At 72.3% G+C, this 26,111-nt stretch carries 25 protein-coding genes and 1 pseudogene; 11 read left to right on the forward strand and 15 right to left on the reverse strand.

Annotated features, from left to right (window positions below):
- The first annotated feature begins 4 nt into the window (after positions 1 to 4).
- The 4 genes from FSW04_RS26015 (at position 5) to FSW04_RS12995 (ending at position 2,105) form a co-directional block, all read left to right on the forward strand.
- The gene (locus FSW04_RS26015) at positions 5 to 145 is read left to right on the forward strand and encodes a hypothetical protein (RefSeq protein WP_187368743.1); all 141 of its coding nucleotides are present in this window, start codon (positions 5 to 7) and stop codon (positions 143 to 145) included.
- Between the two features lie 251 nt (positions 146 to 396).
- Complete coding sequence (gene ypfJ, locus FSW04_RS12985; protein WP_146919877.1) at positions 397 to 1,269, forward strand: KPN_02809 family neutral zinc metallopeptidase; 873 nt, start codon at positions 397 to 399, stop codon at positions 1,267 to 1,269.
- A gap of 55 nt (positions 1,270 to 1,324) precedes the next feature.
- The gene (locus tag FSW04_RS12990) at positions 1,325 to 1,672 is read left to right on the forward strand and encodes a cupredoxin domain-containing protein (RefSeq protein WP_146919879.1); all 348 of its coding nucleotides are present in this window, start codon (positions 1,325 to 1,327) and stop codon (positions 1,670 to 1,672) included.
- 97 nt (positions 1,673 to 1,769) lie between these two features.
- Entirely contained in the window at positions 1,770 to 2,105 is a 336-nt protein-coding gene (locus tag FSW04_RS12995) for a hypothetical protein (protein WP_146919882.1), read from the forward strand.
- A 146-nt stretch (positions 2,106 to 2,251) separates the two neighbouring features.
- Here the strand turns inward: FSW04_RS12995 and FSW04_RS13000 are convergent, their stop codons facing one another.
- The 5 genes from FSW04_RS13000 to FSW04_RS13020 are packed head-to-tail and all read right to left on the reverse strand — an operon-like array spanning position 2,252 to position 6,714.
- Positions 2,252 to 2,890 (reverse strand): isochorismatase family protein, encoded by a 639-nt coding sequence (locus FSW04_RS13000; RefSeq protein WP_146919884.1) that lies wholly within the window; start codon positions 2,888 to 2,890, stop codon positions 2,252 to 2,254.
- Between the two features lie 9 nt (positions 2,891 to 2,899).
- On the reverse strand, positions 2,900 to 3,610 hold the full coding sequence (locus tag FSW04_RS13005; protein ID WP_146919886.1) for an SDR family NAD(P)-dependent oxidoreductase: 711 nt from the start codon (positions 3,608 to 3,610) through the stop codon (positions 2,900 to 2,902).
- 34 nt (positions 3,611 to 3,644) lie between these two features.
- Positions 3,645 to 4,574, reverse strand: a complete 930-nt coding sequence (locus tag FSW04_RS13010) for an NAD(P)-dependent oxidoreductase (RefSeq protein ID WP_228430453.1) — start codon at positions 4,572 to 4,574, stop codon at positions 3,645 to 3,647.
- Positions 4,571 to 5,467: a hydroxymethylglutaryl-CoA lyase gene (locus tag FSW04_RS13015; protein WP_146919888.1), complete on the reverse strand. Its 897-nt coding sequence runs from the start codon at positions 5,465 to 5,467 to the stop codon at positions 4,571 to 4,573. Before FSW04_RS13015 ends, FSW04_RS13010 begins: the two co-directional genes overlap by 4 nt.
- A complete protein-coding gene (locus tag FSW04_RS13020; protein ID WP_228430454.1) occupies positions 5,464 to 6,714 on the reverse strand; it encodes a CaiB/BaiF CoA transferase family protein in 1,251 nt (416 codons plus the stop codon). Before FSW04_RS13020 ends, FSW04_RS13015 begins: the two co-directional genes overlap by 4 nt.
- 127 nt (positions 6,715 to 6,841) lie before the next feature.
- On the opposite strand from FSW04_RS13020, the gene FSW04_RS13025 reads away from it, so the two are divergent.
- Positions 6,842 to 7,621: an SDR family NAD(P)-dependent oxidoreductase gene (locus FSW04_RS13025; RefSeq protein ID WP_146919890.1), complete on the forward strand. Its 780-nt coding sequence runs from the start codon at positions 6,842 to 6,844 to the stop codon at positions 7,619 to 7,621.
- A 20-nt stretch (positions 7,622 to 7,641) separates the two neighbouring features.
- On the opposite strand, the gene FSW04_RS13030 is transcribed toward FSW04_RS13025, so the two are convergent.
- The 8 genes and pseudogenes from FSW04_RS13030 to FSW04_RS28495 all read right to left on the reverse strand — a co-directional run.
- Positions 7,642 to 8,490 carry an isocitrate lyase/PEP mutase family protein gene (locus FSW04_RS13030; RefSeq protein ID WP_146919892.1) on the reverse strand — a complete coding sequence of 283 codons (849 nt, stop codon included), beginning with the start codon at positions 8,488 to 8,490 and terminating at the stop codon, positions 7,642 to 7,644.
- Positions 8,487 to 9,005, reverse strand: coding sequence for a LeuD/DmdB family oxidoreductase small subunit (locus tag FSW04_RS13035; RefSeq protein WP_146919894.1), 519 nt, complete (start codon positions 9,003 to 9,005; stop codon positions 8,487 to 8,489). The genes FSW04_RS13030 and FSW04_RS13035 overlap by 4 nt, the downstream gene beginning before the upstream one ends.
- The gene (locus FSW04_RS13040; protein ID WP_146919896.1) at positions 9,002 to 10,282 is read right to left on the reverse strand and encodes a 3-isopropylmalate dehydratase large subunit; all 1,281 of its coding nucleotides are present in this window, start codon (positions 10,280 to 10,282) and stop codon (positions 9,002 to 9,004) included. Before FSW04_RS13040 ends, FSW04_RS13035 begins: the two co-directional genes overlap by 4 nt.
- 2 nt (positions 10,283 to 10,284) lie before the next feature.
- Complete coding sequence (locus tag FSW04_RS13045; protein WP_146919898.1) at positions 10,285 to 11,058, reverse strand: hypothetical protein; 774 nt, start codon at positions 11,056 to 11,058, stop codon at positions 10,285 to 10,287.
- 2 nt (positions 11,059 to 11,060) lie between these two features.
- Positions 11,061 to 11,831, reverse strand: a complete 771-nt coding sequence (locus FSW04_RS13050) for an aspartate/glutamate racemase family protein (RefSeq protein WP_146919900.1) — start codon at positions 11,829 to 11,831, stop codon at positions 11,061 to 11,063.
- A 100-nt stretch (positions 11,832 to 11,931) separates the two neighbouring features.
- Positions 11,932 to 12,744, reverse strand: a complete 813-nt coding sequence (locus FSW04_RS13055; RefSeq protein ID WP_146919903.1) for a FadR/GntR family transcriptional regulator — start codon at positions 12,742 to 12,744, stop codon at positions 11,932 to 11,934.
- Positions 12,745 to 12,829: 85 nt separating this feature from the next.
- A complete protein-coding gene (locus tag FSW04_RS13060) occupies positions 12,830 to 14,008 on the reverse strand; it encodes an acyl-CoA dehydrogenase family protein (protein WP_146919905.1) in 1,179 nt (392 codons plus the stop codon).
- A gap of 130 nt (positions 14,009 to 14,138) precedes the next feature.
- Positions 14,139 to 15,401 (reverse strand): annotated as a pseudogene (locus FSW04_RS28495) (MmgE/PrpD family protein); the annotation flags it as partial.
- 293 nt (positions 15,402 to 15,694) lie between these two features.
- Between FSW04_RS28495 and FSW04_RS13070 the strand changes: the two are divergent.
- From FSW04_RS13070 to FSW04_RS13090, 5 genes are read left to right on the forward strand one after another with little or no spacing between them, the layout of a single operon-like run.
- Positions 15,695 to 16,672 carry a quinone oxidoreductase family protein gene (locus FSW04_RS13070; protein WP_146919907.1) on the forward strand — a complete coding sequence of 326 codons (978 nt, stop codon included), beginning with the start codon at positions 15,695 to 15,697 and terminating at the stop codon, positions 16,670 to 16,672.
- A 43-nt stretch (positions 16,673 to 16,715) separates the two neighbouring features.
- Positions 16,716 to 18,833 (forward strand): hydantoinase/oxoprolinase family protein, encoded by a 2,118-nt coding sequence (locus FSW04_RS13075; RefSeq protein WP_146919909.1) that lies wholly within the window; start codon positions 16,716 to 16,718, stop codon positions 18,831 to 18,833.
- 31 nt (positions 18,834 to 18,864) lie between these two features.
- Entirely contained in the window at positions 18,865 to 20,790 is a 1,926-nt protein-coding gene (locus FSW04_RS13080; protein WP_146919911.1) for a hydantoinase B/oxoprolinase family protein, read from the forward strand.
- 13 nt (positions 20,791 to 20,803) lie between these two features.
- Entirely contained in the window at positions 20,804 to 21,190 is a 387-nt protein-coding gene (locus FSW04_RS13085) for a RidA family protein (RefSeq protein WP_187368744.1), read from the forward strand.
- Positions 21,187 to 22,593, forward strand: coding sequence for an amidase (locus FSW04_RS13090; RefSeq protein ID WP_146919915.1), 1,407 nt, complete (start codon positions 21,187 to 21,189; stop codon positions 22,591 to 22,593). The genes FSW04_RS13085 and FSW04_RS13090 overlap by 4 nt, the downstream gene beginning before the upstream one ends.
- Before the next feature lie 126 nt (positions 22,594 to 22,719).
- Here FSW04_RS13090 and FSW04_RS13095 read toward each other — a convergent pair whose 3' ends face one another.
- Both FSW04_RS13095 and FSW04_RS13100 read right to left on the reverse strand, forming a co-directional pair.
- Entirely contained in the window at positions 22,720 to 23,916 is a 1,197-nt protein-coding gene (locus tag FSW04_RS13095) for a CaiB/BaiF CoA transferase family protein (protein WP_146919917.1), read from the reverse strand.
- 36 nt (positions 23,917 to 23,952) lie between these two features.
- Positions 23,953 to 25,173, reverse strand: coding sequence for an MFS transporter (locus FSW04_RS13100; RefSeq protein ID WP_187368745.1), 1,221 nt, complete (start codon positions 25,171 to 25,173; stop codon positions 23,953 to 23,955).
- 91 nt (positions 25,174 to 25,264) lie between these two features.
- Between FSW04_RS13100 and FSW04_RS13105 the strand changes: the two genes are divergently transcribed.
- Positions 25,265 to 26,101 carry an alpha/beta fold hydrolase gene (locus FSW04_RS13105; RefSeq protein WP_187368746.1) on the forward strand — a complete coding sequence of 279 codons (837 nt, stop codon included), beginning with the start codon at positions 25,265 to 25,267 and terminating at the stop codon, positions 26,099 to 26,101.
- Positions 26,102 to 26,111: the final 10 nt, after the last annotated feature.

Here is a 26,111-nt window from a genome sequence, read left to right on the forward strand (position 1 = left end):
GGCCATGCACGAGATCGACGTCGCGCTGTTCCTGCACCTCCTCGGGGTGCTGGGGCTCGTCTCGGGCGTGACCGTGGCGGGCGTGGCTTCACCACCGTGCGCCGGCGCCGGGCGCCCGCCGAGATCGCGCTGCTGCCGCGGCTGACGCGCCGGGGCGTGGTGCTCTTCGCCGTCGGGGCGCCCGTCGTGCTCGACTTCGGCCCGTGGTTCGTGCACCTCGAGCGGATCGGCCAGGGCACGGGCTGGGTCAGCCCAGCGATCGCGCTCTACGTCGTCAGGCCCTGCTGGACGACCGCGGCGCGTGGCTGGCCAACGGGCTGTCGTCGGCCGCGCCGGCCGCGGTGCTCGTGCCCTTGGTCTTCAGGCCCTGACGCCGCGCGAGCGTAGGATCCGGCGATGCGCTTCCGCCCAGGGGCTCGGCTCGACACCGGTCAGGTTCAGGACGCCCGCGGCGGCGGACGCCGGGGTCTCGCGGTCGGCGGCGGGGCCGGCGGGCTCATCATCGTCGTCCTGCTCGCGCTGCTGGGCGTGAACGGCGGCGGCGGCGGCAGCGGCTCGGATCCCTTCTCGCTCGGCGTCGGGGAGGGCTCGACCACGCAGGCCGCCGAGCTCTCCTCGACCTGCCGCACGGGCAGCGACGCCAACCAGCGCGAGGACTGCCGGATCGTCGGCGTCGTCAACTCCGTGCAGGCCTGGTGGGGCTCGGCGATCGACGGCTACCGGACCGCGCCGACGCGCTTCTTCAGCGGCCAGACGTCGACGGGGTGCGGGGCGGCCACCTCGGCGGTCGGGCCGTTCTACTGCCCCGCCGACCAGACGGTCTACATCGACCTGTCGTTCTACAGCGAGCTGCGCTCGCGCTTCGGGGCCCGCGGCGGGGCGTTCGCCGAGGCCTACGTCATCGCGCACGAGTACGGCCACCACGTCCAGCACCTCACGGGCACCGACGCCAAGGTCGGCCGCGACCGCCAGGGCGCGACCTCGGGCTCGGTGCGGCTCGAGCTGCAGGCCGACTGCTACGCGGGGGTCTGGGCCGCGCACGCCGTCGACACCCGCTTCATCGAGGACCTGACCCAGACCGACATCAGCGACGGGCTCGACGCCGCCGCCGCCGTGGGCGACGACCGGATCCAGAGGCAGGCGACGGGCCGCGTCGATCCCGAGTCCTGGACGCACGGCTCCTCGGCCGAGCGTCAGCGCTGGTTCCAGACCGGCTTCGACGGCGGTGACGCGCGGCGCTGCGACACGTTCACCGCCGGCGCGCTGTAGGGCTCCCCACGCCGAGCCGGTGATCCGTTCGGCGCCGCGCGCCGAACATCCCGCCATGTCCTGCTTCACCAAGCTGCTGGCGGCCGGCGCCATCGCCGCCGGCGCGACCGCCGCGATGCTCGCCCCGGCCGTGGCCTCCGGTCCGCCGGCGCGGACCGCCGGGGTGCGCGGGGTGGTCCTGAAGGACATCTCGTTCATGCCCGCCACGCTGCGCATCAGCCGGGGCACGACGGTGCGCTGGACCTGGATGGACGGCGACACCCCGCACAACGTCACGTTCGCCGCGCGCCACAGCGCCACGAAGAAGACGGGGACCTACCGGGTGCGCTTCACCCGCCGCGGCACCTTCCGCTACCACTGCACGATCCATCCGGGGATGGACGGACGGATCGTCGTCCGCTAGGACCGTTCGGTCCTACGCTGGACGTCGGCGCCGCGGGCGCCGGTGGTCCGCCCGGCCCGGGCGGTACCAGCGCGGCAGCGGGCGATCGGAGGGCGCCGTGCCCGAAGGACCGTTCCCCGTGGACCCGTGGGACGAGGCCCAGAGCGCCTCGGACCTCGACCAGACGGCCTCCGACCTGGATCAGTCGCTGGCCGACGGCGACGAGATGGACGCCGAGCGAGACCAGATGGCCTCCGACCGCGACCAGCGGATCTCCGGCCAGGAGGCGTCCGTCGAGGAGGCGCGGGGGCCGGTGGAAGACCCCGTCGGGCATGCCCGGCGGCGCGAGGCGCGCCACCGCAGCTCCGACGAGCGCGCCGCGTCCTCCGACGCCCGCCAAGAGCGCGGGCACGAGCCGCTGGACCGGCTCCTCGCCCGCGCCGCGCGCAGATGATCGCCGCGCGCCGCGACGGCCGCCCCTGACGCGCCGGCCGGCCTCAGGGCCTGCAGCGCCGCGGAGGCCATGCCACGGGCCGTGACGCCGACGCGGTGTGGGCGGGCGTCGCGCGCATCATCGGCGGGGCGTGAGCCCGGCGGCGCTCAGGCGGCCGGGGCCGCGGCGGCCGTGAAGATCGCCACGGCCTCGTCGATGCCGACGACGTCGCCGTACTTGGCGTCGATGTCGGCCAGCGACGCCTCGTGGGCGCTGCGCGCCCGGTCGGCGACGCCCTCGCGCGGCACGATCACCCGGTAGCCGTGCTGCAGGGCGTCGACGACGGTCGCCCGCACGCATCCCGACGTGGAGGCGCCCGTGATGATCACGGTGTCGCAGCCCTGCGAGGCCAGCAGGGCGCCGAGCGATGTCCCGTAGAACCCCGAGGCGAAGAGCTTCCACAGCACCGGCTCGCCCTCGGCGGGCGCGATGCGCTCGTCGATCTCGATCCAGCGCGTGCCCGGCGCCAGCGTCAGCAGGCCCGGCGCCTTGGCGATGAACGCGGCGGCGATGCGCTCGCCGGCGGGGTCGTACTCGATCGAGGTGAACGCGACGGGTGCGCCCGCGGCGCGGGCGGCCTCGAGCAGGCGCGCCGTCGCCGCCACGGCCTCCTCGCAGTCGCAGTGCAGCGGCGACTCCGGGTCGGTGAAGCCGTTGCAGAGGTCGATGACCACGAGGGCCGGGTGCCGGCCGGCACCGGAGCGGCCCCCGAACCCGCGATCGCGGTAGACGTCGATGCTGTCCATGCCCTGAGCCTACGGGGTGGTCATGCCGCCGTCGATGGGCAGCACCGCGCCGGTCAGGAACTCCGGCGCCTCGGCGAGGAGCCAGACCACGAACGCGGCGATCTCCTCGGGCCGGCCGTAGCGCCCGACGGGGATGTTGTCCACGAAGCCGGAGGGGTCGCCGCCCTGGGCGCGCACCGTGGCCTCGATGTCGGCCATCATGCGCGTGTCGGTCGGCCCGGGGCACACGCAGTTGATGCGGATGCCCGGCGCCTCCTCCAGCGCCGCGCCGCGGCTGAGCCCGACGACCGCGTGCTTGCTGGCCGAGTAGGCCGAGAGGTTCGGCACGCCGCGGATGCCCGCCTGCGAGGAGACGTTGACGATCGAGCCGCCGCGCTCGCGCATCGCCGGGATGACGTGCTTGAGCCCGAGGAACACGCCGCGCACGTTGATGGCCATCGTGCGGTCGAAGATGTCGAGCGGGTACTCGGTGATGGGCGCGATCGCGCCCTCGAACGCGGCGTTGTTGAAGAACGCGCGGGGCGCGCCGTAGCGCTCGACGCAGGCGGCGACGTAGCCGGCCACCGCGTCGGCGTCGCTGACGTCGGCCGCGAAGGACGAGGCGGTGCCGCCCGCCGCGGTGATGCGGTCGGCCGTCGCCTGTGCCCGGTCGCCGTCGAGGTCGACGACGAGCACGGAGAAGCCGCGCTGCGCCAGGCCCTCGCAGGCCGCGCCGCCGATGGCGCCGCCCCGCCGGTGATGATCGCTGCTCCGCTCATGTCGTGTCCTTTGGTCGGTCGCCGTCGGGCTGCACGCGCACGCCCCCCGCCAGGTCGCCGATCGCGTCGACGACGGTGTTGCTCACGCGGTCGCGGTAGCCCGTGGCCATGGCGACGGTGAAGGTCGTGCGGCAGGCGGCGCCCAGCGCGGCGGGCACGTCGAGCGCGTCGGCGAGCCCGAGGTAGAGGTCGAGGTCCTTGGCCATGAGCGCGTTGGTGAGCCCGCCCTCGATGTAGTCGCCCTCGACGATGCGCGGGAACCGGTGCTCGGAGGCCCAGTTGGCCCCCGTGCTGGCGTTGATGACCTCGAGCAGCTGGCGCGGATCCAGCCCGGCCTTGACGCCGACGACCAGCGCCTCGGCGGTCGCGGCAAGGTTCATGCCGTTGAGGTAGTTGTTGACGACCTTGGTCGCATGGCCCGCGCCGGCCGCGCCGCAGTGGAACACGCGCGACCCGATGACGTCGAAGACCCCCTGCGCGCGCTCGATCAGCTCGGCGCGGCCGCCGACCATGAGCGTCAGCGTCCCGGCGTCGGCGCCGCCAGGGCCGCCCGAGATCCCGGCATCCAGGAACGCCGCGCCGCGGGCCTCCAGCTCGCGCTCCCAACGCGCCGCGTTGCCCGGGGTCGCCGTGCTCAGGTCGATCACGAGCTGCCCGGGCCGGGCGGCGCCGATGACGCCGTCGGGGCCGGCCATGGCCGTCGCGATGGCGGCGTCGCTGGGCAGCGAGAGCAGGACGATGTCGGCGGCCGCGGTCGCCGCGCCGGTGCCGGCGGCGGGCTCGAGGCCGAGCTGCGCGGCGCGCCCGTCGACGACGTCGGAGCCGTGCACGACGTGGCCGGCGTCGCGCAGGCGCCCACCCATCCGGCTGCCCATGTTGCCCAGGCCGATCATCGCGATCGACGGCATGGCGGGGGAGGCGCTCACGCGGCGACGGGGGCGAAGGTGCCCGCCTTGTAGGTCTGTCCGGGCAGCTCCTTGCCGAGCTGCTCGGACAGCCACGCGGCGGTCTCCAGCATGGCCTCGAGCGAGATCCCGGTCTCCAAGCCCATCCCGTGCAGCAGGTAGACGAGGTCCTCCGTGGCGATGTTGCCCGTGGCGCGCGGGGCGAAGGGGCAGCCGCCCGTGCCGCCGCTGGAGGCGTCCAGCAGGGCCACGCCGGACTCGACGGCCGCGACCGCGTTGGCGTAGCCCGTGTTGCGGGTGTTGTGGAAGTGGCAGCCGACGGGCAGGCCGAAGGCCGCGACGCCCGCGACGAGTTCGCGGACCTGCGACGGCACGCCGACCCCGATCGTGTCGGCGAGCATGAGCTCGTCGGGCCCGAAGCCGGTCAGCGTCTCGGCCAGGCCGAAGACCTTGGCGGGCTCGACGCGCCCCTCGAACGGGCAGCCGAACGCCACGCTGATCGTGACCGACACGGGCAGGCCGTCATCGTGGGCCCGGCCGACGATCCGCTCGCCGACGCCCAGGGCGTCGGCGACCGTCATGCCCTGGTTGCGCTCGCAGAAGGTGTCGGTGGCCGGGAAGGCGTAGTGGATCTCGTCGACGCCCGCGGCGATGGCGCGGTCGTAGCCGCGCTCGTTGAGCACCAGGCCGGCGTAGACGACGCCCTCGACGCGGTGCAGCGCCGCCATCACCTCCTCGGCCCCGGCCATCTGGGGCACGCGCTTGGGATGCACGAAGCTCACGGCCTCCACGCGGGGGACGCCGGCGGCGGCCAGGCGGTCGCAGAGCTGGGCCCGGATCCCGGGGTCCAGCGTGCGGGCCTCGTTCTGCAGGCCGTCGCGCGGCCCCACGTCGCAGATCTCGATGCGGTTCATACGACGTCGGCCTCCTTGAGGCGGGCGAGCTCGGCATCGTCGATGCCGAGCAGGCCGCCGTAGATCTCGGCGTTGTGCAGGCCCATCTCCCACGGGCCGGTCCAGACCGCGGCGCCCGGGGTCTCCGACAGCTTGGGGTGCACCGCGGGAGCCTTGAGCTCGCCGACCTCGGGATCGTGCATCTGGACGATCGCCTCGCGCGCGGCGTACTGCGGGTCCTGGAAGATGTCGGCGATGCTGTAGACCGGCCCACAGACGACGCCTGCGTCGTTGAGCACGCGGTCGATCTCCGTGGCGTCGCGCTCGGCGGCCCACTCGGCGACGATGCGGTCGAGCTCCGTCGCGTTCTCACCGCGGGCGCGGTGGGTGGCGAAGCGCTCGTCGGTCAGCATGTCCTCGCGGTCCATGACCGTGCACAGCCGCATCCACAGGTTCTCGGCGTTGGCGGCGATCACGACCCACTTGCCGTCGCGCGACTTGTAGACGTTGGACGGCGCGATCCCGCTGAGGAACGTGCCCGAGGGCTCGCGCACGACGCCGAGCCGGTCGTACTCGGGCACCATCGACTCCAGCAGGCTGAAGCAGCTCTCCATGATGGAGGCGTCGATGACCTGGCCCTTGCCGCCTCGCGCGTCGCGGTGGTAGAGCGCCATGAGGACGCCCTGGGCGGCGAACATCGCCGCCAGCGAGTCGCCGAGCGAGATGCCCAGCCGCGGCGGCGCCTCGCCCGGCGTGCCGTTGATGTAGCGCAGGCCGCCCATCGCCTCGCCGGCCGAGGCGAAGCCCGCGCGCCCGGCGTAGGGGCCCGTCTGCCCGTAGCCCGAGACGCGGGCGATGACCAGACCCGGGTTGATCTCCCAGAGCTGCTCGGGGGAGAGGTTCCAGCGCTCGAGCGTGCCGGGGCGGAAGTTCTCGACGAGGACGTCGCTCTCGGCGACGAGGCGCTTGAGCAGCTCCTGGCCCTCCTCGACGCGGAGGTTCAGCGTGATGAGCTTCTTGTTGCGCGACTGCACCGGCCACCACAGGCCGCGGCCCTCGTAGTGCGCGGTGCCCCAGTCGCGGAGGGTGTCGCCGCGCTGGGGGGACTCGACCTTGATGATCTCGGCCCCGAAGTCGCCCAGGATGCGCCCGACGAACGGCCCGGCCAGCAGCACGCCGAGCTCGATGACCCGGACGCCCACCATCGGGCCCTGCTGCACGCCGGCCGCGGGTGAAGCGGTCGGGTTGACGGCGACCTCGTCGTTCACGGTGACCTCCGGATCCCGCGGTGCATGTCCGACATTACCGTGGCATTGTATGCAATTGGGTACCGACAAACCTAGGGCGGGTCGCGGCCCGCCTCGACCGTGGCCGACGCCGCGAGAGGAGACAGGCATGAGCAGCAGGCTCGAGGGCAAGGTGGCGCTGGTCACGGGCGCCGGTTCCGGGATCGGCCGCCAGACGGCGCTGCGCTTCGCCCAGGAGGGGGCCAGGGTCGTGGCCGTCGACCTGCGCGGCGACACCGCCGCCGAGACGGCCGACCTCATCGCCCAGGACGGCGGCGAGGCGACGTCGGGCCAGATGGACGTGACGCGCAGCGCCGAGATCCGCGCGGGCGTCGACGAGGCGATCGCGCGCTTCGGCGGTGTCGACATCGTGGTCAACAACGCCGGCATCACGATCACCGGCGCGGCGCACGACATGGACGAGGACGACTGGGACCGCGAGCTGGCGATCAACCTCAAGAGCGTCTACCTGGTCTCCAAGGCGCTGTGGCCGCACTTCGTGGAGCGGGGCGGCGGGTCCATCGTGTCGACCGCGTCCATCGCCGGCCTGTGGGCGATCCCCGACGACGCCGCCTACTGCGCGTCCAAGGCCGCCGTGATCATGCTGACCAAGTGCCTGGCCCTCGACGGCGCCAAGGCGGGCATCCGGGCCAACTGCGTCTGCCCGGGCTTCATCCAGACGCCGATGATCGAGGGCTACTTCTCCGACCAGGAGGACCCCGACGCCTCGCGCGAGTTCGCCGTCAAGCTGCACCCGCTGGGCCGACTCGGCGACCCGCTGGACATCGCCGACGGCTTCGTCTACCTGGCCTCCGACGAGGCGCGCTGGGTCACGGGCACCGCGCTGACGGTCGACGGCGGCCTGACCTCGGGCATCTGGGGCGGCTGAGCGCGGCACGCCGGCCGCCCTCACTCGACGCGCTGCAGCTCCTCGAGGCCCAGCAGCGCGTTGACGTCGTCGAACGACGCGAAGCGGTCGGCGTAGCCCGCGGTCGTGCCCGTGCGCAGCAGTTCGCGGCAGACCTCCTCGTAGGCGCGGGCGAACACCCAGGTCTGGGTGGCGGGGAAGATGACGACCCGGTAGCCCATCTCCTGCAGCTCGTCGGCGGTCAGCGCCGGGGTCTTGCCGGTCTCGGACATGTTGGCCACCGACGGCACGTCGACGCGGCGGGCGATCTCGGCCAGCTGCTCGCGGCTGCCGGGCGCGTCGACGAACGCGAGGTCGGCACCGGCCTCCGCGTAGGCGTTGCAGCGGTCGATGGCCTCGTCGAGGCCGAGGGGCTGCAGCGCGTCGGTGCGGGCGATGATGAGCATCGACGGGTCGTGGCGCGTCGCGACGGCGGCGCGGATCTTGAGCACCATCTCGTCGACCGCGATGACCTGCTTGCCCTCCATGTGCCCGCACTTCTTCGGGAAGACCTGGTCCTCGATCTGGATCGCGCCGGCGCCGGCCCGCTCCATCTCGTGCACGGTGCGCTTGACGCCGGGGATCGCGCCGTACGCCGTGTCGCAGTCGACGATCACCGGGGTCGTGGAGACGTTGGTGACGCGGCGCACGCTCTCGACCATCTCCTCCAGGCCGACCATGCCGATGTCGGGGAGCCCGTGATGGTGGGCGGCCGCGGCGTAGCCGCCGTGGTAGAAGGCCTCGAAGCCGAGCTGTTGGGCGATCCGCGCGGTCAGGCCGTCGTGGACGCCCATGGCCACGAGGATCCGCGGGTCCTGGAGGCGCTCGCGGAGGTTCGGTGCTTCGCTCATCGTCGTCCTTGGGTCGAGGAGGTCCGGCGCAGGCGCTCCTGGGCCCAGCCGACGAGACCGCCGGCCTCCAGGATCTCGCCGACGAACGGCGGCCGCGGCGGAATGGTCCAGGTGTCGTCGCCGCGCGTGATGGTGCCGGCGGTGAAGTCGATGCGCAGCTCGTCGCCGTCGGCGATGGCGGCGACCGCCTCCGGGGACTCGGCCACGGCGAGGCCGACGTTGATGCAGTTGCGCAGGAAGATGCGCGCGAAGCTGCCGGCGACGATGGCCTGCACGCCGCGTGCCATGATCGCGACCTGGGCCTGCTCGCGCGAGGAGCCCATCCCGAAGTTGCGCCCGCCCACCAGGATGTCGCCGGGGGCCACGGCCGCGCCGACCGCGGCGTCGTAGGTCTCCAGGAGGTGACGACCGAGCTCCTCCGGATCGGTGATGTTCAGGTAGGGCCCGGGGATGATGTTGTCGGTGTTGACGTCGTCGCCGAGCACGACGGCGCGGCCGGTGATCACGTCGCTCATGCCATCACCTCCGCCGGGTCCACCAGTTCGCCCGAGACCGCGGCGGCGCCCGCGACGTAGGCGTTGGCCAGGTAGACCGCCGAGTCGGCATGCCCCATCCTGCCGCGGAAGTTGCGGTTCGTCGTGGCCACGGCCACCTCCCCGGCGTCCAGGATGCCCATGTGGCCCCCGAAGCAGGCCCCGCAGGTCGGCATGGAGATCGCCCCGCCGGCCTCGACGATCTGCTCCAGCAGGCCCTCCTTCAGCGCCTGGCGGTACACGCGCTGGCTCGCGGGCACGACGATGAGCCGCGTCCCGCGCGCGACGCGGCGGCCGCCCAGCACCTCGCAGAGCTGGCGCAGGTCGGTCATCGTGCCGTTGGCGCAGTTGCCGACGTAGACCTGGTCGACCCGTACGCGGTCGACGGTGTCGACCGGCACGACGTCGGCCGGCGAGGGCGGGCGCGCGACGAGCGGGCGCATGCCGTCCAGGTCGATCTGCGCGCGCCCGGCGTAGGAGGCCCCCTCGTCGGGCAGGACGGGCTCCAGCGGCCGGCCGGTGACCTTGTCGGCCAGCCACGCCAGCGTCGTGGCGTCGGCGGGCACGATCCCGGTCTTGGCGCCGGCCTCGACGGCCATGTTGCACAGCGCCATGCGCTCGTCGATGCTCGTCGCGTCGATGGGCGGCCCGGCGAACTCCAGCGCGGCGTACGTGCCGCCCGCCACGCCCGACTGCGCGAGGTAGGCGAGGATGAGGTCCTTGCCGGTGACCTGCGGCCCGGCGGTGCCGCGGTACTCGACCCGGATGGTCTGCGGGACGCGGACCCACAGCTCGCCGAGGGCCAGCGCGGCGGCGATGTCCGTCGAGCCCACGCCGGTGCCGAAGGCCCCGAAAGCCCCGTAGGTGCAGCTGTGGGAGTCCCCGCCCGGGATGAAGTCGCCCGGGGCGATGAGGCCCTCCTCGGCCAGCACGGTGTGCTCGATGCCGCCGTTGGGGGTGCTGCCGGCCTCCCAGTACTGCTCGATGCCCTGCTCGCGCGCGAAGCGGCGCAGGCGGCCGACGAGCTGGGCGCTGCGGACGTCCTTGGCGGGGGCGAAGTGATCGGCGAACAGCGCGACGCGCGAGGGGTCGAACACCCGCCGCGCGCCGATCTTCTCGAACTCGCGCAGCGCCACCGAGCCCGAGACGTCGTTGGTCATGACGAGATCGACGCGGGCCAGGCCGAAGGCGCCGGGCGTCAGGTCCTGCACCCCGTGGGCGGCGAGGATCTTCTGGGCCACGGTCCACGGTGCGGTCATCGTCACGACGGTACGCCCCCGCCGGCCAGGCGCGCGCGAAGGATCTCGATGACGACGACCATCGTCGGGATCGCGACGACGAACCAGTCCAGGATCGCCGCGATCTCGCGCCGGGCGTCCTCGTCGCAGCCCAGCGCCGCGGGATCGGGAGCGGCCACGCCGGCGACCAGGCGCCGCGCGCCGTCGGTCACCGCGTCGCGGGCCGCCTCCAGGGCGGGGTCGCCGGCCAGCGGCCGTACCAGCGCCCAGGCCTGCCCGGCCACCGCGGGGTGCCCGGCGGCCAGCTCGCGCCACAGCCCGGGGACCGTCAGGCCGGCGTGGCAGGCGCGGACGTCGTCGAGCAGGCCGGGCACGGGCGGCGGCAGCGGCGCGCGCAGCACGGGCGCGGGCGGGCGCGCCGTGTCGCCGCGCAGCGCCAGGACGAACGCGATGCCCCTCGGGTTGACGGTGTTGTAGCGCTCCAGCAGCGCCGCGACGGCCGGAGCCTCGCGCCCGGCGTCCAGGGCCGGGCCCGGCAGGCCCGCGGCGGCCGCGGCTCCGACCGCACGGCCGTCGGCGGCCAGCTGCTCCAGCGCGGACGCATCGGCGTGCTCGAGCACCGCGTCGACGCCGGCGGCCAGGTACGGGCCGTGGCGGCCCAGCATCCGGAACACCGTGGGCACGAACGCGGCGCCGAGCGCGTCGCGCAGGCGCGCATAGGCCCGTGCGGCCTCCCCGGAGGCCTCGTCCTCGGCGACCTCGCCGGGGCCGCGGAGCACGCCCGCGCCGGCGCCCATGCTCAGCCCGCCGCCGTGCGCGTGCCGCCGTCGGCGCCGATCATGGAGAAGAACTTCTCGTCCTGGATCGTGCCGGGGGAGGGGTAGGCGACCTTGGAGTGGCTGAGGCCCAGGCGCACGATCGTCTCGGCGAAGGCGACGGCCGCCGGTCCCGGGTTGATCACGGGCACGGGCAGGTGCTCGGTCAGGTACGACGCGGCCTGGTGCATCGTGGTCGAGCCGATCACGATGACGTCGGCGCCGTCGGACTCGATGGCCTTCATCGCCTCGGCAGCGAGCTTCTCGTACATCTCCTCCTCCTTGCCGGCGAACAGCGCCTCGACGTCGGGCGGGATGTTCACGGCACGGATCGAGGCGACGTTCTCCGTCAGCCCGTACTCCTTGAAGAGCTTGCGGTAGAAGAACCGCCACGTGTCCCACATCGTGATGACCGAGAACTTCTGGCCGAGCAGGCCGGCGAGGTGGAACGCGACCTGGCCGGGCCCGATGACCGGGATCGTCAGCCGCGAGCGCAGGATCTGCAGGCCGGAGTCCGAGACGGTGTCCATGACGACGGCGTCGTAGCCCTCGTCCTCGGCCTGGAGGCCGGCCTCGGCGACGTAGGCGTCGAAGAGGATCGACTCGTAGTAGGAGTCCAGCAGGAAGCAGCTGTTGCGCACCGGCACGAAGTCGATGGTGACCCCCGGCCCGAGGAGGTCGTCAGGGACCTGGGCGGCGCGGGCCTTGACCCCCGCGTCGTCGAACGGGAACGGGATGATGTACTTGATCCGCACGCTACGACCTCCGTTGCTCCGACGATGACCGACTGATGTCGGACTTTCGCCGTTCTAACGGGTCGCCGCGCGCGTGTCAATCGCGGACGATCCCGGACGGCTACTCCGGGCGGGAGGTGCCGCGCCACATCTTCTTGTACGTGCGGCTGAGGTAGGCCATGTGCTTGCGCATCTCCTCGCCGGCCGCGTCGCTGTCGCCGGCCTCGATCGCACCGAGGATCGCCCGGTGGTCGTCGTTGAGGCGCCGGGCGAACCGGTCGCTCATCTCCTCGCGGCTCAGCCGCGTCTGCAGCACGGAGAACACGGGCTGGGCGGCGATGCAGATGAGCGCGTTGCCGCAGCCGTCGACGACGGCGGTGTGGAAGTCCTTGTTGTAGACGTAGTGCTGCTGGCTGCCGAGGATCGTGGGGTCGTCGACGATCGTCTCGCGCAGGCGCTCCAGGTCCTCCTCGCTGCGCCGCGCGGCGCACTGGCGCGCGGCGAAGACCTCGAGCAGCTCGCGCGCCTCGAGGAACTCGCTGAGCGTCACGTCCTCGGACTCCGAGAGCAGGCTGATGTTCGCCTGCAGGAACGTCGAGATGTGGTCGACGGTCGGCAGCGTGACGAAGCTGCCGCCGCCGGCCCCCTTGGCCGTCCGGATGAGGTTCTGGGCGGCCAGCACCCGCAGCGCCTCGCGGACGGTGCCGCGGCTGACGCCGAACTCGCTGGCCAGGACCGCCTCGTTGGGCAGGCGCGCGCCGCGACGCAGCTCGCCCCGCATGATGAGGTCGCGCAGCTGGTCGTAGACCTGCTCGTAGGCCTTGCGCACCCGCTTGACGGGCGTGGCCGCCGACGGCGGCTCGGCCGGCGCGAGCCGGGAGACCACGCGCGCCCGCCGCTCCTCGCTGCTCCCGTTGTCGATGGGCTCGGACACGGTGTCTCCCAGGTCGTCGATGCGCGGCAGGATAGCCGGGGCGGCGGCCGTGTCCCCGCCCACGGCCGCGGGCGCCTGCCCGGGATCAGATCTTGTGCAGCTCGAGCAGCCTCCGGGCGATCACGAGCTGCTGGATCTCGTTGGATCCCTCGCCGATCAGCAGGACGGGCGCGTCCCGGTACAGGCGCTCGATCGGGTACTCCTGGGAGTAGCCGTAGCCGCCGTGGATGCGCATCGCCTCCAACGCGTTCTCCTCGGCGACCTCCGTGGCGAACAGCTTGGCCATGCCGGCCTCGAGGTCGGCGCGCTCCCCGGTGTCCTTGCGCCGGGCGGCATCGATGGTCAGCAGCTCGGCGGCCCGCAGCTTGGTGGCCATCATCGCGAGCTTGGCCTGGATGAGCTGGTGGTTGGCGATCGGCTTGCCGAACGTCTCGCGCTCCTGCGCATAGCGCAGCGAGTTGTCCAGCGCCGACTGCGCGATCCCCAGGCCGCGGGCGGCCACGTTGACCCGGCCGAGCTCGACGCCGGCCATGAACTGCTTGAAGCCCACGCCCTCCTCGCCGCCGAGGATGCTGTGGGCCGGGGTGCGGTAGTTCTCGAAGACCAGCTCCGTGGACTCCACGCCCTTGTAGCCGAGCTTCTTGAGCTTGGGCGGGATCGTCAGGCCGGGCTGCTCGTCGACGTCGGGGTCCTTCTCGATGATGAACGTCGTCATGCCCCGGTGGCGCGGCTCGGCCGTCGGGTCGGTGACCGCGAGCAGCATCACGATGCCGGCCCGCAGGCCGTTGGTGACCCACATCTTCTGGCCGTTGATGACGTAGTCGTCGCCGTCGCGGACGGCCCGCGTGCGGATCGACTGCACGTCGGTGCCGGCGTGGGGCTCGGTCATCGAGAACGCGCAGCGCACCTCGCCCGTCGCCATCTTGGGCAACAGGCGGTCCTTCTGCTCCTGGGTGCCGAACGTCTTGATCATGAACGACGCGATGAAGTGCGTGTTCACGACGCCCGACAGCGAGATCCAGCCGCGCGAGAGCTCCTTGACGATCAGCGCGTAGGTCGTCAGGTCCAGGCCCAGGCCGCCGTACTCCTCGGGAATCGTGGTCCCGAAGAGCCCCAGCTCCTTCATCGTCTCCACGAGCGGGCCGGGGAACTCGTCGGCACGCTCGTACTTCATGACGTTGGGCAGGACGTCCTTGTCGACGAAGTCCCGGATCGTCCCGAGGATGTCCTGCTGGACGTCGGTGAGCTCCATGACGGTGCTCATGCGGCCACCTGCTCGCGGGCCGAGGCGTGGCCGAGCGCCTTGAACGCCTCCAGGTCGGCCAGCCCTCGAGGTGCAGGACCGCCTGCTCGATCGCGTCGACGTCGTCGTCGTCCAGGGCCAGCTCCGCGTTGGCGCGGTACTTGGCCTGCACGTCGGCATCGCTCAGCGGGTTCTCCTCGCCGCCGCGCTGGTGCTCGAGCTCGGCCTCCAGGACGGTCCCGTCGGTGAGCGTGATGCGCACGCCGCCGGGGAAGGCCTTGCCGAACGTGGGGTAGTCCTTGGTCTCGTAGGTGACCTTGTGGGCGAGCTCGAGGACCTTGGTCTCCCGGATCGCGTCGCCGACGAAGGTCATGACGTCGACCTTGCCGCGCACGAGGTAGGAGGCCACGGCGTACGGGATGCTGAACTTCGCGTCGTACTCGCTGCGCGGGTCGTGCTTGGCGGCCAGCGGCTCGAGGACGATCGGCACCACGTCGGCCGGGGCGATGGCCACGATGGAGGCGATGTCGTCGACGTCGAGCCTGCGGCCCGCGGTCGCCTGGATCGTGGCGTCCAGCGGTGCGTGCACGAAGTGGCAGGCCGCGTAGGGCTTGTAGGCGATCTTCGGCGTCTCCCAGCGCTCGCCGAGGTCGGCGAGCTGGCCCTCGATGTCGAGGTCGTCGCGGCGCAGGTAGGCGTTGTAGAGGCCGAAGCGCCCCTCGATGACCGTCTTGGGCCCGGTCTCGCCGTGGGCGGCGAGGGACGCGGCCAGCAGGCCGGAACGGGCGGCGAAGCCCGGGTGCAGGCGCTTGGTCGAGGAGCCGTCGGAGAGATGCTCGAGGATCCCGGAGGCCAGGCTGCCGGCGATGCCCAGGGCCTGGGTCGTCGTCGCGGCGTCGAGGCCGCGGATGCGCGCGGCGGCGGCGGTGGCGCCGTAGACGCCGAGCACGCCGGTGGGGTGGAAGCCGATCTGGTGGAAGAGCGGTCCGGCGGCCAGGCCGAGGCGCAGCACGACCTCGTTGCCGGCGACGAGGGCGGCGAGGAGGTCGGCGCCCGAGGCGCCGTGGGCCTCGGCGGCGGCCAGGGCGGCGGGCACGACGGCGACGCTGACGTGGGCGATGGCGCCCGTGTGCGTGTCGTCGAAGTCCAGCGCGTGGCAGGTGGCGCCGTTGGAGAAGGCGGCGTCGAAGCTCGGCAGGCCGTGGCCGGCGCCGAAGGCCGTGGCCGGGCCCGTGGTGCCGGGCTCGAGCATCGCCTCGCGCGCCCCGGAGGCCACCCCGAGGGCGCAGCCGGCCAGGCCGCAGCCCAGCGTGTCGAGGAGGTGCAGCTTGGCGGCCTGCGCGACCTCGGGCGGCAGCGCGTCGGCGGTGAGGGCGGAGGTGAACGCGGCAAGGCGTTCGGCGACAGTGCTCATGGGTCCTCTCAGACGTTCCGGTCGGTGTCGATGCCCGGCACAGGGCGGCGAGCTCGGGCGCCCCCGGTGGGGTCCCTCGCGCTCATCGGCCTATGCAAGGAGGTTATATGTCCGACATCACCCCGTGTCAACCGGCGGATCCGGGGCTCTGAGGGCCGTTTCGGCGCTGCTGGGCGGGTTTTGCTGCTTGACATTGTCTGATGTCCGGCATATGAATCGGAGCCGGGCGCCGGGCCCTCCTCGGCCCACGGCTGGGTCGCACCCGGAACATTCGAGCGAAGGAAGAGGACCACGTGAAAGCCGCAGTGATGCGCGAGTTCGGAGGATCGTCGGTACTCAACGTCGAGGACGTCGAGGATCCCGAGCCCGGACCCGGCCATGTGCGCATCAAGGTCGACGCCTGTGCGCTGAACCACGTCGACGTCGACATCCGCGACGGCATCTCGCGGTTCGACATCACGTTCCCGCACATCCCGGGCATCGAGATCGTCGGGCGCGTCGACGCCCTCGGCGACGGGGTGGAGGACTACGCGGTCGGCGACCGCGTCATGCCCTATCTGCTCGGCGGGGAGGTCTTCATCGGCGTCGCCGGACCCGGCGGCTTCGCCGAGTACGTGACGGCACCCGCCGGCCAGCTCGTCCGCGTCCCCGAGGCCATCTCCGACGATGACGCCGCGGCCCTGCAGGTCGCGTTCGGCACGGCCTGGCACATGCTCTTCACCCGCGGCGGCCTGCGCATCGGCGAGACCGTCCTGATCAACTCGATCTCGAGCGGCATCGGCTCGGCCGCCGTGCAGCTCGCCCACCTGGCCGGCGCGTACGTCATCGGCACCTCGAGCTCGGCCGAGAAGCTCGCCCAGGCCTCCGCGCTGGGGATGGACGACGGCATCGACTACACCACGGAGGACGTCCCGGCGCGCGTGGCCGAGCTCACCGGCGGCAAGGGCGCCGACCTCGCGTTCGAGCACGTCGGCGGCGAGCTGTTCCAGAAGGCCATCGAGTCTCTCGGCCAGGACGGCCGGCTCGTGACCTGCGGCGGCCACTCGGGCGAGGTCGTGCCGTTCGACGTCATCCCGTTCTTCCGGTCCCAGCACACGATCATCGGCTCGTTCGTCTACACCCGCGACGAGCTCGAGAAGGCGCTGGACTTCGCCGCCCGCGGCCTCATCAAGCCCCTCGTCTCGGCCTCCTTCGGCCTGGACGAGATCCAGGAGGCCTACAGCGCGCTCGAGGCGCGCAAGCACTTCGGAAAGATCCTGGTCCGTCCATGAGCGGAGCCTTGAACAGCACACCCTGCGACGTGGGAGCGACCACATGAAGCGACTCGGAGTAGACGTCGGCGGCACCTTCACGGACCTCATCTATGTGGACGACGAGGCCGGGAAGATCCTCATCCACAAGCTTCCGTCGACGCCCGACGACCCGTCGCGCGGCACGATCGAGGGCATCAAGCAGCTCACGGAGCAGGCCGAGGTCGTCCCCGGCGACCTGGATCAGGTCTTCCACGGCACGACGATCGCCACCAACATCGTCATCGAGCACAACGGCGCCAAGGTGGGGATGATCACCACCGAGGGGTACCGCGACATCCTGCACATCGCGCGGCACAAGAAGCCGATGAACTTCTCGAACTACCAGGACCTTCCCTGGCAGGCCTATCCGCTCGCGCGCCGCCGCTACCGCCTCACGGTCCCCGAGCGCGTCACGGGCGACGGCGAGATCCTCGTCCCGCTCGACGAGGATCGCGCCCGCGAGCAGGTGCTCAAGCTCAAGGAGGCCGGCGTCGAGGCGATCGCCGTCTGCTTCCTGTTCTCCTTCCTCAAGCCCGACCACGAGCAGCGCGTCGCCGAGATCATCCGCGAGGAGTTCCCGGAGGCGTTCCTGTCGGTCTCCTCCGACGTGCTGCCCCAGTACCGCGAGTACGAGCGCTTCTCGACCGTGGCGCTCAACGCCTACGTCGGGCCGAAGGTCGCCACCTACGTGCGCCGCCTGGAGGACGAGCTGCGCGCGCTCAACGTGCGCACGGGCGTGCATCTCATGACGTCGGGCAGCGGCGTCTCCACCGCCCAGGGCGCGATCGACCGTCCCGTCAACCTGCTCATGTCGGGCCCCGTGGCCGGCGTGGTGGGCGGCATCTGGGTCGGCAAGTCGGCCGGATTCGACAGCGTCATCACCCTCGACGTCGGCGGCACCTCGGCCGACATCGGCCTGGCCCAGGGCGGCCACCTGCGGATGAAGCACCTGCTCGACACACGGGTCGGGCCGTACCAGGCGATGATCCCGATGGTCGACGTCGACACGATCGGCGCAGGCGGCGGCTCCATCGCCTACGTCGACGGCGGCGGCATCTTCCGGTCGGGCCCGCGCTCGGCCGGCGCCCAGCCCGGGCCGGCGGCCTACGACCGCGGCGGCACCGAGCCGACCTCGACCGACGCCATGGTCAACCTCGGCTGGCTGCTGCCCGAGGACTTCCTCGGCGGGGCCATGACGCTCAAGCCCGAGCTCGCGCGCACCGCGTTCGAGCCGGTCGCCGAGAAGCTCGGCATGACCGTCGAGGAGGCCTCGATGGGCGCCGTGCAGATCGCGAGCCACTCCATGGTGCAGTCCATCGAGGAGAACTCGGTCCGCAAGGGCTTCGACCCGCGCGACTTCGCGCTCGTCGCCGAGGGCGGCGCCGGCCCGGCGTTCGCCGCGCACATCGCGATCGAGGTCGGCACGCCGGCCGTCGTGGTGCCGCCCTTCCCGGGCGTCACCGCCGCGCTGGGCCTGCTCGTGACCGACGAGGTCTACGAGTACGTCACGACGACCTACCAGCGGCTCTCGGCGCTCAACGCCTCCGAGCTCGAGGCGCGCTACGTCGAGCTCGAGCAGCAGGCCGCCAAGCAGCTGGCCGACGACGGCATCGCGCCGGAGAACCAGGTCATCCAGCGCCTGGCCGACTGCCGCTACCTCGGGCAGGGCTACGAGCTGCGCATCGAGGTCGGCTCCGGTGACCTCGACGCCGCCTGGTCGGAGGACGTCGCGTCCAAGTTCCACGACGCGCACGAGAAGGAGTACTCGCGCCGCTTCGAGGACTCCGACATCGAGATCCCCAACATCCGCGTCCGCGGCATCGGGCTCATCCCCTCGCTCGAGATGCCCGAGGTCGAGAAGGGCGGCGCGTCCGCGGAGGCCGCGCTGCGCCACGAGCGCGACGCCTGGTTCCCGATCGACGGCAAGCTCCAGCAGGTGCCGACGCGCTTCTACGCGCGTGAGGCGCTGCTGGCCGGCAACACGATCGAGGGCCCGGCCGTCGTCAACCAGTACGACTCGACGACGGTGATCCCGCCCGGCCTGAAGGCGGAGATCGACCGCTACGGCAACATCGTCATCCGCGTCGACGCGTCGGCCCAGACCGACATCATCAGCACCGCCGCCACCACGGGCTCCTAGGGCTCACGAGCGAGAAGAGAGGAACCACTTCATGTCCCTTGTGACCTACGAGGTCGGCCGGACCCCCGGGAACCCCACGCGCGAGCGGGTCGAGGTCGACCCCATCACCATGCGGGTGCTCGGCGGGGCCTTCCACGCGATCGCCGCCGAGATGGCGGGCGTGCTGTTCCGCATGTCCTACAGCTCGATCATCCGCGAGTCCGAAGACCTCGGCGCCGGGATCTTCGACGCCCAGGGCCGCGAGCTCTGCGAGTCGGACTCCACGCCGATGCACATCGGTTCGCTGCCCTGGTACATCCGCGGCTTCATGGACCGGCTGGAGGGGAAGATCAAGGAGGGCGACGTCATCGTCCACAACCACCCCTACCTCGGCGCCTCGCACAGCCCGGACATCGCGGTGGCGGTGCCGATCTTCGCCGAGGGCGAGCTGCTGGGCTTCGCCGCGGTGACCGCGCACGTCCTCGACGTCGGCGGCTCCTACCCGGGCATCAACGCCGACGCCTACGACGTGTACGCCGAGGCCAAGCTCTACAACGCGCTGCGCTGGTACAACGAGGGCGAGCTCAACGAGGACGTCGACCGCCTCATCTTCGACAACGTCCGCACCGAGTCCATGAACCGCGGCGACATGAACGCCATGCTCGCCGCGTGCCAGCTCGGGCGCGACCGGTTCCTGCGCCTGACCGGGCGCTACGGCGTCGAGACGGTCATGAGCTCGGCCTACGGGTGGATGGACTACTCGGAGAAGATGCTGCGCGAGCAGATCTCCAAGCTCCCCGACGGCGAGTACAAGGCGCCGACGGCGTGGCTCGACGACGACGCGCGCAACCGCGGGGTGCGCCTGCGCGTGGAGACCAAGGTCATCGTCGAGGGCGACTCGATCACCATCGACCTGACCGGATCGCAGGCCGAGGTGCCCACGGGCTTCAACGTGCCCTTCGAGGGCTCGCTGCTGGTCGGGGCGTACTACGCCATCCGCACGCTCCTGCTCGACGAGGACACGTTCCCCGAGCACGTGCCCCAGAACGACGGCGTCTTCCGGCCCGTCAACGTCATCGCGCCGAAGGGGACGATCTTCAACCCCAACTTCCCGCGGGCGTGCTTCTCGCGGTTCTGCCAGGTCCAGCGCGTGGTCGACAACACGATCCTGGCCATGGGCGAGGTCCTGCCCCAGCAGGTCACGGCCGGCAACTCGGCGGCGATCCACTTCTGCGCCTACTCCGGGTTCACCACGGAGTCGGGCGAGTACTGGCTCTACCTCGAGGTCAACGAGGGCTCCTACGGCGGCCGCTACGGCAAGGACGCCATGGACTCCGTCGACAACCTGATGGCCAACACGCGCAACAACCCGATCGAGGAGCTCGACCTGCGGTTCCCGCTGCGCTGCGACCAGTACGAGCTGCGGCCCGAGCCGGCCGCGCCCGGCAAGTGGCGCGGCGGCGTCGGCGTCATCCGGCGCAACCGCTTCCTGGTCGACGGCACCTACTCGTGCGAGGGCGATCGCCAGTGGGACCCGCCGCGCGGGATCTTCGGCGGCTGGGACGGGCTCGTGGCCTCCACGCACAAGAACCCCGGCACGCCGCAGGAGGAGTACCTGGAGGCCAAGGTGACCGGCGTCGACTTCAAGGCCGGCGAGTTCATCGAGTTCCGCCAGCCCAACGCGGGCGGCTACGGCGATCCGCTGGAGCGCGAGCCCGCCATGGTCCGCGAGGACGTGCTCGACGACTTCACGACGATCGAGCTGGCGCGTGACGCCTACGGCGTGATCTTCGTGGACGAGAAGGACCTGGAGATCGACGAGGCGGCCACCAAGGCCCGCCGCGAGGAGCTCCGCGCGTCGCGCAACGGCGGCCCGAGCGGCTCGCTGAACGACCTGTTCAGCCGGGATGCCGGCAAGCTCATCCCGTCCAAGAGCCCGACCTCCGAGGCCGGCAACGCGGCGTTCGGGCTCCTGTAGGCGATCGGACCCGATGACGATCCAGCAGCATCCCGCGGGCGAGTCCACGACGGCCACGCCGGTGGCGCAGGGCGCCTACTGGCGGGTCGGCGGCTTCGTGTTCACCAACACCCACCACGGCACCGGACCCGACGGCGCGCTGGTCGCGCCCGACGACTGCGAGCGGCAGCTGGAGCAGGCGCTGGCCAACCTCGGCAGGACGCTGAGGGCGGCCGGCTCGGCGCCCGAGCGCGTCGTCAAGATCGTGTACTACGTTCGCGACGCCGCCGAGCTGCCCGACCACGCCCGGCTGGCGTGGTTCGTGGACTGCTGGCCGGAGAGCTCGGTCGTCGAGCTGCGCACGCTGGCCCCGGGCGTCCGGGTCGAGATCGAGGCCGTCGCGACCCTCGAGGCGGCATGAGCAGCGCGCCCCCCGACCGGTCCATCGCGCAGACGACCGCGGCGATCGCCGCGGGCGAGCTGTCGGCCGTCGCGGTGGCCCAGGAGTACCTGGATCGCATCGACGCCCACGACGCGGCGCTCAACGTGTACCGGACGGTCACGCGTGAGCTCGCGCTGGAGCAGGCCGCGGCGGTCGACGCCGCGGCGCAGCGCGGGGAGCCCGTCGGGCCGCTGGCGGGCGTGCCCGTCGCCCTCAAGGACAACATCGCGGTCGCCGGCGTGGAGATGACCGCCGGCACCCGCCACCGCGCCGGCCGCATCGCCGACGAGGACGCCCCAGCCTACGCCGCCCTGCGCGACGCGGGCGCCGTGCTCCTGGGCAAGGTCAGCATGTCGGAGTGGGCGATCGGCGGGACGAACCAGAACATCCACTACGGCGACGTCCACAACCCGTGGGACGTCGCGCGGGTGAGCGGCGGGTCCAGCGGAGGATCCGGCGCGGCGATCGGCGCCGACCTGGCGTTGGCGACGCTGGGCACCGACACGGGAGGGTCGGTGCGCCTGCCGGCGTCGCTCAACGGCTGCTGCGGCCTGCGCGGCACCGCCGGGCGGGTCAGCAACCGCGGCTCGATCCCCGTGGCGTGGACATTCGACACGATCGGCCCGCTCGCGCGGCGCGCCGAGGACGTCGCGGCGATCCTGCAGGTCATCGCGGGCTACGACCACGAGGACCCGATCAGCCCCGATGTCCCCGTCGACGATTACCTCGGGGCGCTCGACGGCGGCGTGGCCGGCCTGCGCATCGGGCTGCTGTCGGGGCCCTACCTCGACGAGGTCGACGCCGGGTTCGCCGCCGCCCTGCGGGCGGCCGCCGACCAGTACGCCGCCCTGGGGGCCGAGATCGTGCCGGTGGACCTGCCCGGGCACGACGACGCGGCCACCTGCACCGCCGAGCTCCTGCTCGCCGAGGCCGCCTACGTGCACCGCAACCACCTGCGCGACTGCCCGGAGATCTTCGCCCCCGACGTGCTGACGCGGCTGCGGCGCGGCGAGGCGGTCACCGGTCCGCAGTACGCCCACCAGCGCCAGGAGCAGCGGCGCTGGCGCCGGCAGGTCCTCGACGCGCTGGAGGGCTGCGACGTGCTCATGTGCCCCGGCGCGGCCCGTACGGCGCCGCTGGCCTCCGAGAGCGAGCCGCTGGCGATGACCGCCGTGCTCGCGCGCTTCACCGGCCTGTGGGTGCTCTCCCGCACGCCGGCGCTCGTCGTGCCCTGCGGCCTGGTGGACGGCCTCCCGGTGTCCTTCCAGCTCGTCGGCCGTCCGTTCGACGAGGCGACGGTGCTGCGCGCGGCCCACGGCTACCAGCAGGCGACGGACTGGCACCTGCGCCGGCCCGACCCGGCGGGCTGGGTCGCGGCGTAGGAGGCCCGGCGCGGGCGCCGGTGGCGCCCCTTCAGCCCGCGGTGGTCAGGTCGACGTGCATATGGCACGTTCAGGTGTCCGGGAGTGTCACGGAACGCGCACGGGCGGCCCCGAGCGGCCCGCGGCCTATCCGAACGTCCCGCCGTCGCGCAGCTCGGCGATCTCGTCGGCCGAGTAGCCGCAGAGGTCGGTCAGCAGTGCGTCGGTGTGCTCGCCGCGCTGCGGGGCGCGCTGCAGGGGGTTGGGCTCGCCGCTGAGGCGAAGGGGGGAGGCCAGCTGGCGGACGCCGCCGAAGCGCGGGTGGTCGATCTCGACGATGTCGCCGCGGGCCGCGACGTGCGGGTCCTCGAGCGCCTCGGCCACCTCGTAGATCGGCCCGTGCGGCACACCGGCGCCGGCGAGGATCGTCAGCCACTCGTCGGTCGGCCGCGCCGCGAAGATCTCGCGCAGCGTGGGGAGGAGCTCCTCGCGGTGCACGTCGCGCGAGGCGAAGTCGACGAAGCGCGGGTCGGTGATCAGGTCCTCGCGGTCCAGCGTCCGGCAGAGCAGCTCGTAGAACTTCTGCTTGGCGCACGCGACGGTGATCCAGCCGTCGGAGGTCGCGAAGGCCTGGAACGGCACGATCGACGGGTGGGCGGACTCGGGCATGCGCCGCGGGGTGTAGCCGCCGTTGGCCGTCCACGTCCCGATGTACATGAGCTGGTGCAGCGCCGTCTCGTACAGCGAGATGTCGCAGTCGCAGCCCACGCCCTCGCGGCGGGCGCGCCAGAGGCCGCCGAGCAGCGCGATCGCCGACACATAGCCGCCCGAGAGATCGACGAGCGACAGCCCGCTCTTGGTCGGCGGCCCGCCGGGGTCGCCGGTGAGGCTCATCCACCCGGCCATGCCCTGCATGATGTAGTCGTAGCCCGCCTCGCTCGCGCGCGGCCCGGTCATGCCGAAGCCCGACAGCGAGCAGCAGACGATCCGCGGGTTGATGGGGGCGAGGTCGTCGTAGGTCAGCCGCAGCTTGGCGGGCTGGTCACCGCGCAGGTTGGAGTAGACGGCGTCGGCCCGGGCCACCAGCCGCTCGAACACCTCGCGGCCCCGCGGCGAGCGCAGGTCGAGCGAGATCGACTTCTTGTTGCGGTTGAACGTCTCGAAGAACAGCGAGTCCTCGCCCTCCTGGAAGGGCGGGACGTAGCGCCCCACGTCGCCGGCCGAGGCGGGGTCCTCGATCTTGATGACCTCGGCCCCGAGATCGGCGAGCTGCAGCGTCCCCCAGGGGCCGGCGCCGTACTGCTCGACGGCGATGATGCGGACGTCGGAGAGCGGAAGCGTCATCCCCGAGGACCCTACCGGAGACGGCAATGTCCGACATCAACTTTCCGACAGCTCTCCCGGGGTTCCGTCCTCGCGCACCCAGGCCTCCCGCGGCCCGACCCGGCGGATGGCGTCCAGCGGCCACAGCGAGAGGAGCAGGGCCGTCCCCAGCAGCACCCAGGACCAGCGGAAGCTGCCGGTGAGGTCGGCCGTCAGGCCGAGCAGCGGCGGCCAGATGACGATGCCCGCGTTCGTGAACAGCAGGGCGAAGCCGACGGCTGTCGCGGAGCTGCCCTCCGGCGCCAGCTCGGAGACCATCGTGACCCACAGCCCCTGCCACCCGATGAGGCAGAACCCGCCCAGCGCGGCTCCCGCCGAGGCCATGACGATCGCGCCGTGCACGGGCGCCGCGCCCAGCAGCGCCGCCGACAGGACTCCCGCGACGGTCACCGCGATGAGCCCCGGCCGCCGGCGGCTGTCGAAGAAGCGGTCGCTGAGCCAGCCCCAGGCCAGGCGCCCGACGAAGCCCGACGCGTTGGAGACCGCCAGGAGCGTGAACGCCGCGGTGCGCGAGAAGCCGAGGTCGTCCTCGAGGTAGAGCGCGAGGTAGGTCAGCAGCGCGTACTGACCGCCGACGAACAGCAGCGCCCAGATCCCCGCGTAGGTGATCTTGCGGTTGCGGGCGATCTCCGCGAGCGTGCCGCGACGGGCCGCCGCCGACGTGGGGACGTTGGTCGGCGTGCGCGCCGCGATGGCGGCGGCCGTGCCGACCAGCGGGATCGCCGCGGCGATCGCCAGCGTCAACCGCCAGCCCCACGCGTCGGCCATGAGGGGCAGCGCGATGGAGGCCGCCAGCGCGCCGAGGGGGATCGCGGCCTGCCGGATGCCCATCGGCAGCCCCCGCCGCTCGCGCGGGAACGCGACGAGGACGAGCTTGCTGCCCGCCGGCGTCGCGGCCCCGCTGAAGATCCCGGCCAGTGCGAGGGCGAGCAGGAGCAGCCCGTAGCCGGCGCCCGCGGCGAGGGCGGCGAACACCGTCAACCCCAGGCCGCTGGCCACCAGCACGAGGCGCTCCCCGATGCGGTCGGCGACCTGCCCGGCCGGGACCGAGCCGATGAAGCGCCCGACGTTCAGCGACGTGACGACGATGCCGACCGCGAACGCCGACAGGCCGAAGCCGTCCTTGATGTAGGGCGCGAGGACGGGGACGCCGAGCTCGACGAACGAGATCGCGCCCTGGGCGGCGAACGCGATCGCCAGCAGCTGCCACGGCCCCATGGCGGGCCGGTCATGTCGTCGCAAAGTCGCCCCCGACCATAGATGTCCGACATATACTGTCGCGGCGTCCAAGCCTACGAGAGGAGATGCGATGACCGACAGCATGATCGAGGTGCGCGGCGCGCGCCTGTGGCACGAGATCAGCGGCGAGGGGGAGCCGGTCCTCCAGATCCACGGATCCGGCTTCGGGCACTTCAACTTCGGCCCCATCACGCCGATCCTCAGCAAGACGTTCCGCTGCATCGACTACGACCAGCGGGGCTACGGCGCCTCCGAGAAGCCCGAGCAGCACTACGACCTCGAGGTCTGGGCCGACGACGCCGTCGGCATGCTCGACGCCCTGGGCATCGAGAAGGCCCACATCCACGGCACCTCGATGGGCGGCATGGTCGCCACGATCGTCGCGGGCAAGTACCCCGACCGCGTGCAGTCGGTGGTCATCAACTGCGCGGCGGCCAAGCTCGGGTTCTCCGGGCGGCTCGTCTTCAAGAACTGGATCGACCTCATCAAGCTCGAGGGCTGCGGCAGCCGCATCCTGGCCGAGCTCATCGCCTGGCAGTGCCTCTCGCGCGCCTACATGGCCACGCCGGAAGGCCAGGAGGGCGTCGAGGTCATCCAGCAGATCCTCCGCGACGCCAACGAGGACCGCGTCATGATCCAGGCCTGCGAGGCCATGAACGCCATGGACAACCGCGACTGGGTCAAGAAGATCACGTCCCCGGCGCTGGTGATCGGCGGTGACGAGGACGTCATGACCCCGTGGGACCAGGGGCCCGACGGCGCCGGCCAGCAGTGGATCGCCGACAACCTGCCCAACGGCGAGACCTACGTCGTCAAGGGCGGCAACCACTCGACGATCTTCGACAGCACCGAGGACCACGCCCAGGCGGTCACCGCGTTCTTCACCAAGCACGCGGGCGCCGCCTGATCCGGTCGCG

The organism is Baekduia soli (genome assembly GCF_007970665.1).
Lineage (GTDB): Bacteria > Actinomycetota > Thermoleophilia > Solirubrobacterales > Solirubrobacteraceae > Baekduia > Baekduia soli.

Bases quoted from the DNA above. Each gene is read 5' to 3' on its own strand.
- FSW04_RS26015 (WP_187368743.1), top strand. From the start codon at position 5: ATGCACGAGATCGACGTCGCGCTGTTCCTGCACCTCCTCGGGGTGCTG.
- ypfJ (WP_146919877.1), top strand. From the start codon at position 397: ATGCGCTTCCGCCCAGGGGCTCGGCTCGACACCGGTCAGGTTCAGGAC.
- FSW04_RS12990 (WP_146919879.1), top strand. From the start codon at position 1,325: ATGTCCTGCTTCACCAAGCTGCTGGCGGCCGGCGCCATCGCCGCCGGC.
- FSW04_RS13000 (WP_146919884.1), bottom strand. From the start codon at position 2,890: ATGGACAGCATCGACGTCTACCGCGATCGCGGGTTCGGGGGCCGCTCC.
- FSW04_RS13015 (WP_146919888.1), bottom strand. From the start codon at position 5,467: ATGAACCGCATCGAGATCTGCGACGTGGGGCCGCGCGACGGCCTGCAG.
- FSW04_RS13025 (WP_146919890.1), top strand. From the start codon at position 6,842: ATGAGCAGCAGGCTCGAGGGCAAGGTGGCGCTGGTCACGGGCGCCGGT.
- FSW04_RS13030 (WP_146919892.1), bottom strand. From the start codon at position 8,490: ATGAGCGAAGCACCGAACCTCCGCGAGCGCCTCCAGGACCCGCGGATC.
- FSW04_RS13035 (WP_146919894.1), bottom strand. From the start codon at position 9,005: ATGAGCGACGTGATCACCGGCCGCGCCGTCGTGCTCGGCGACGACGTC.
- FSW04_RS13040 (WP_146919896.1), bottom strand. From the start codon at position 10,282: ATGACCGCACCGTGGACCGTGGCCCAGAAGATCCTCGCCGCCCACGGG.
- FSW04_RS13045 (WP_146919898.1), bottom strand. From the start codon at position 11,058: ATGGGCGCCGGCGCGGGCGTGCTCCGCGGCCCCGGCGAGGTCGCCGAG.
- FSW04_RS13060 (WP_146919905.1), bottom strand. From the start codon at position 14,008: ATGAGCACCGTCATGGAGCTCACCGACGTCCAGCAGGACATCCTCGGG.
- FSW04_RS13075 (WP_146919909.1), top strand. From the start codon at position 16,716: ATGAAGCGACTCGGAGTAGACGTCGGCGGCACCTTCACGGACCTCATC.
- FSW04_RS13080 (WP_146919911.1), top strand. From the start codon at position 18,865: ATGTCCCTTGTGACCTACGAGGTCGGCCGGACCCCCGGGAACCCCACG.
- FSW04_RS13085 (WP_187368744.1), top strand. From the start codon at position 20,804: ATGACGATCCAGCAGCATCCCGCGGGCGAGTCCACGACGGCCACGCCG.
- FSW04_RS13090 (WP_146919915.1), top strand. From the start codon at position 21,187: ATGAGCAGCGCGCCCCCCGACCGGTCCATCGCGCAGACGACCGCGGCG.
- FSW04_RS13095 (WP_146919917.1), bottom strand. From the start codon at position 23,916: ATGACGCTTCCGCTCTCCGACGTCCGCATCATCGCCGTCGAGCAGTAC.
- FSW04_RS13100 (WP_187368745.1), bottom strand. From the start codon at position 25,173: ATGGGGCCGTGGCAGCTGCTGGCGATCGCGTTCGCCGCCCAGGGCGCG.
- FSW04_RS13105 (WP_187368746.1), top strand. From the start codon at position 25,265: ATGACCGACAGCATGATCGAGGTGCGCGGCGCGCGCCTGTGGCACGAG.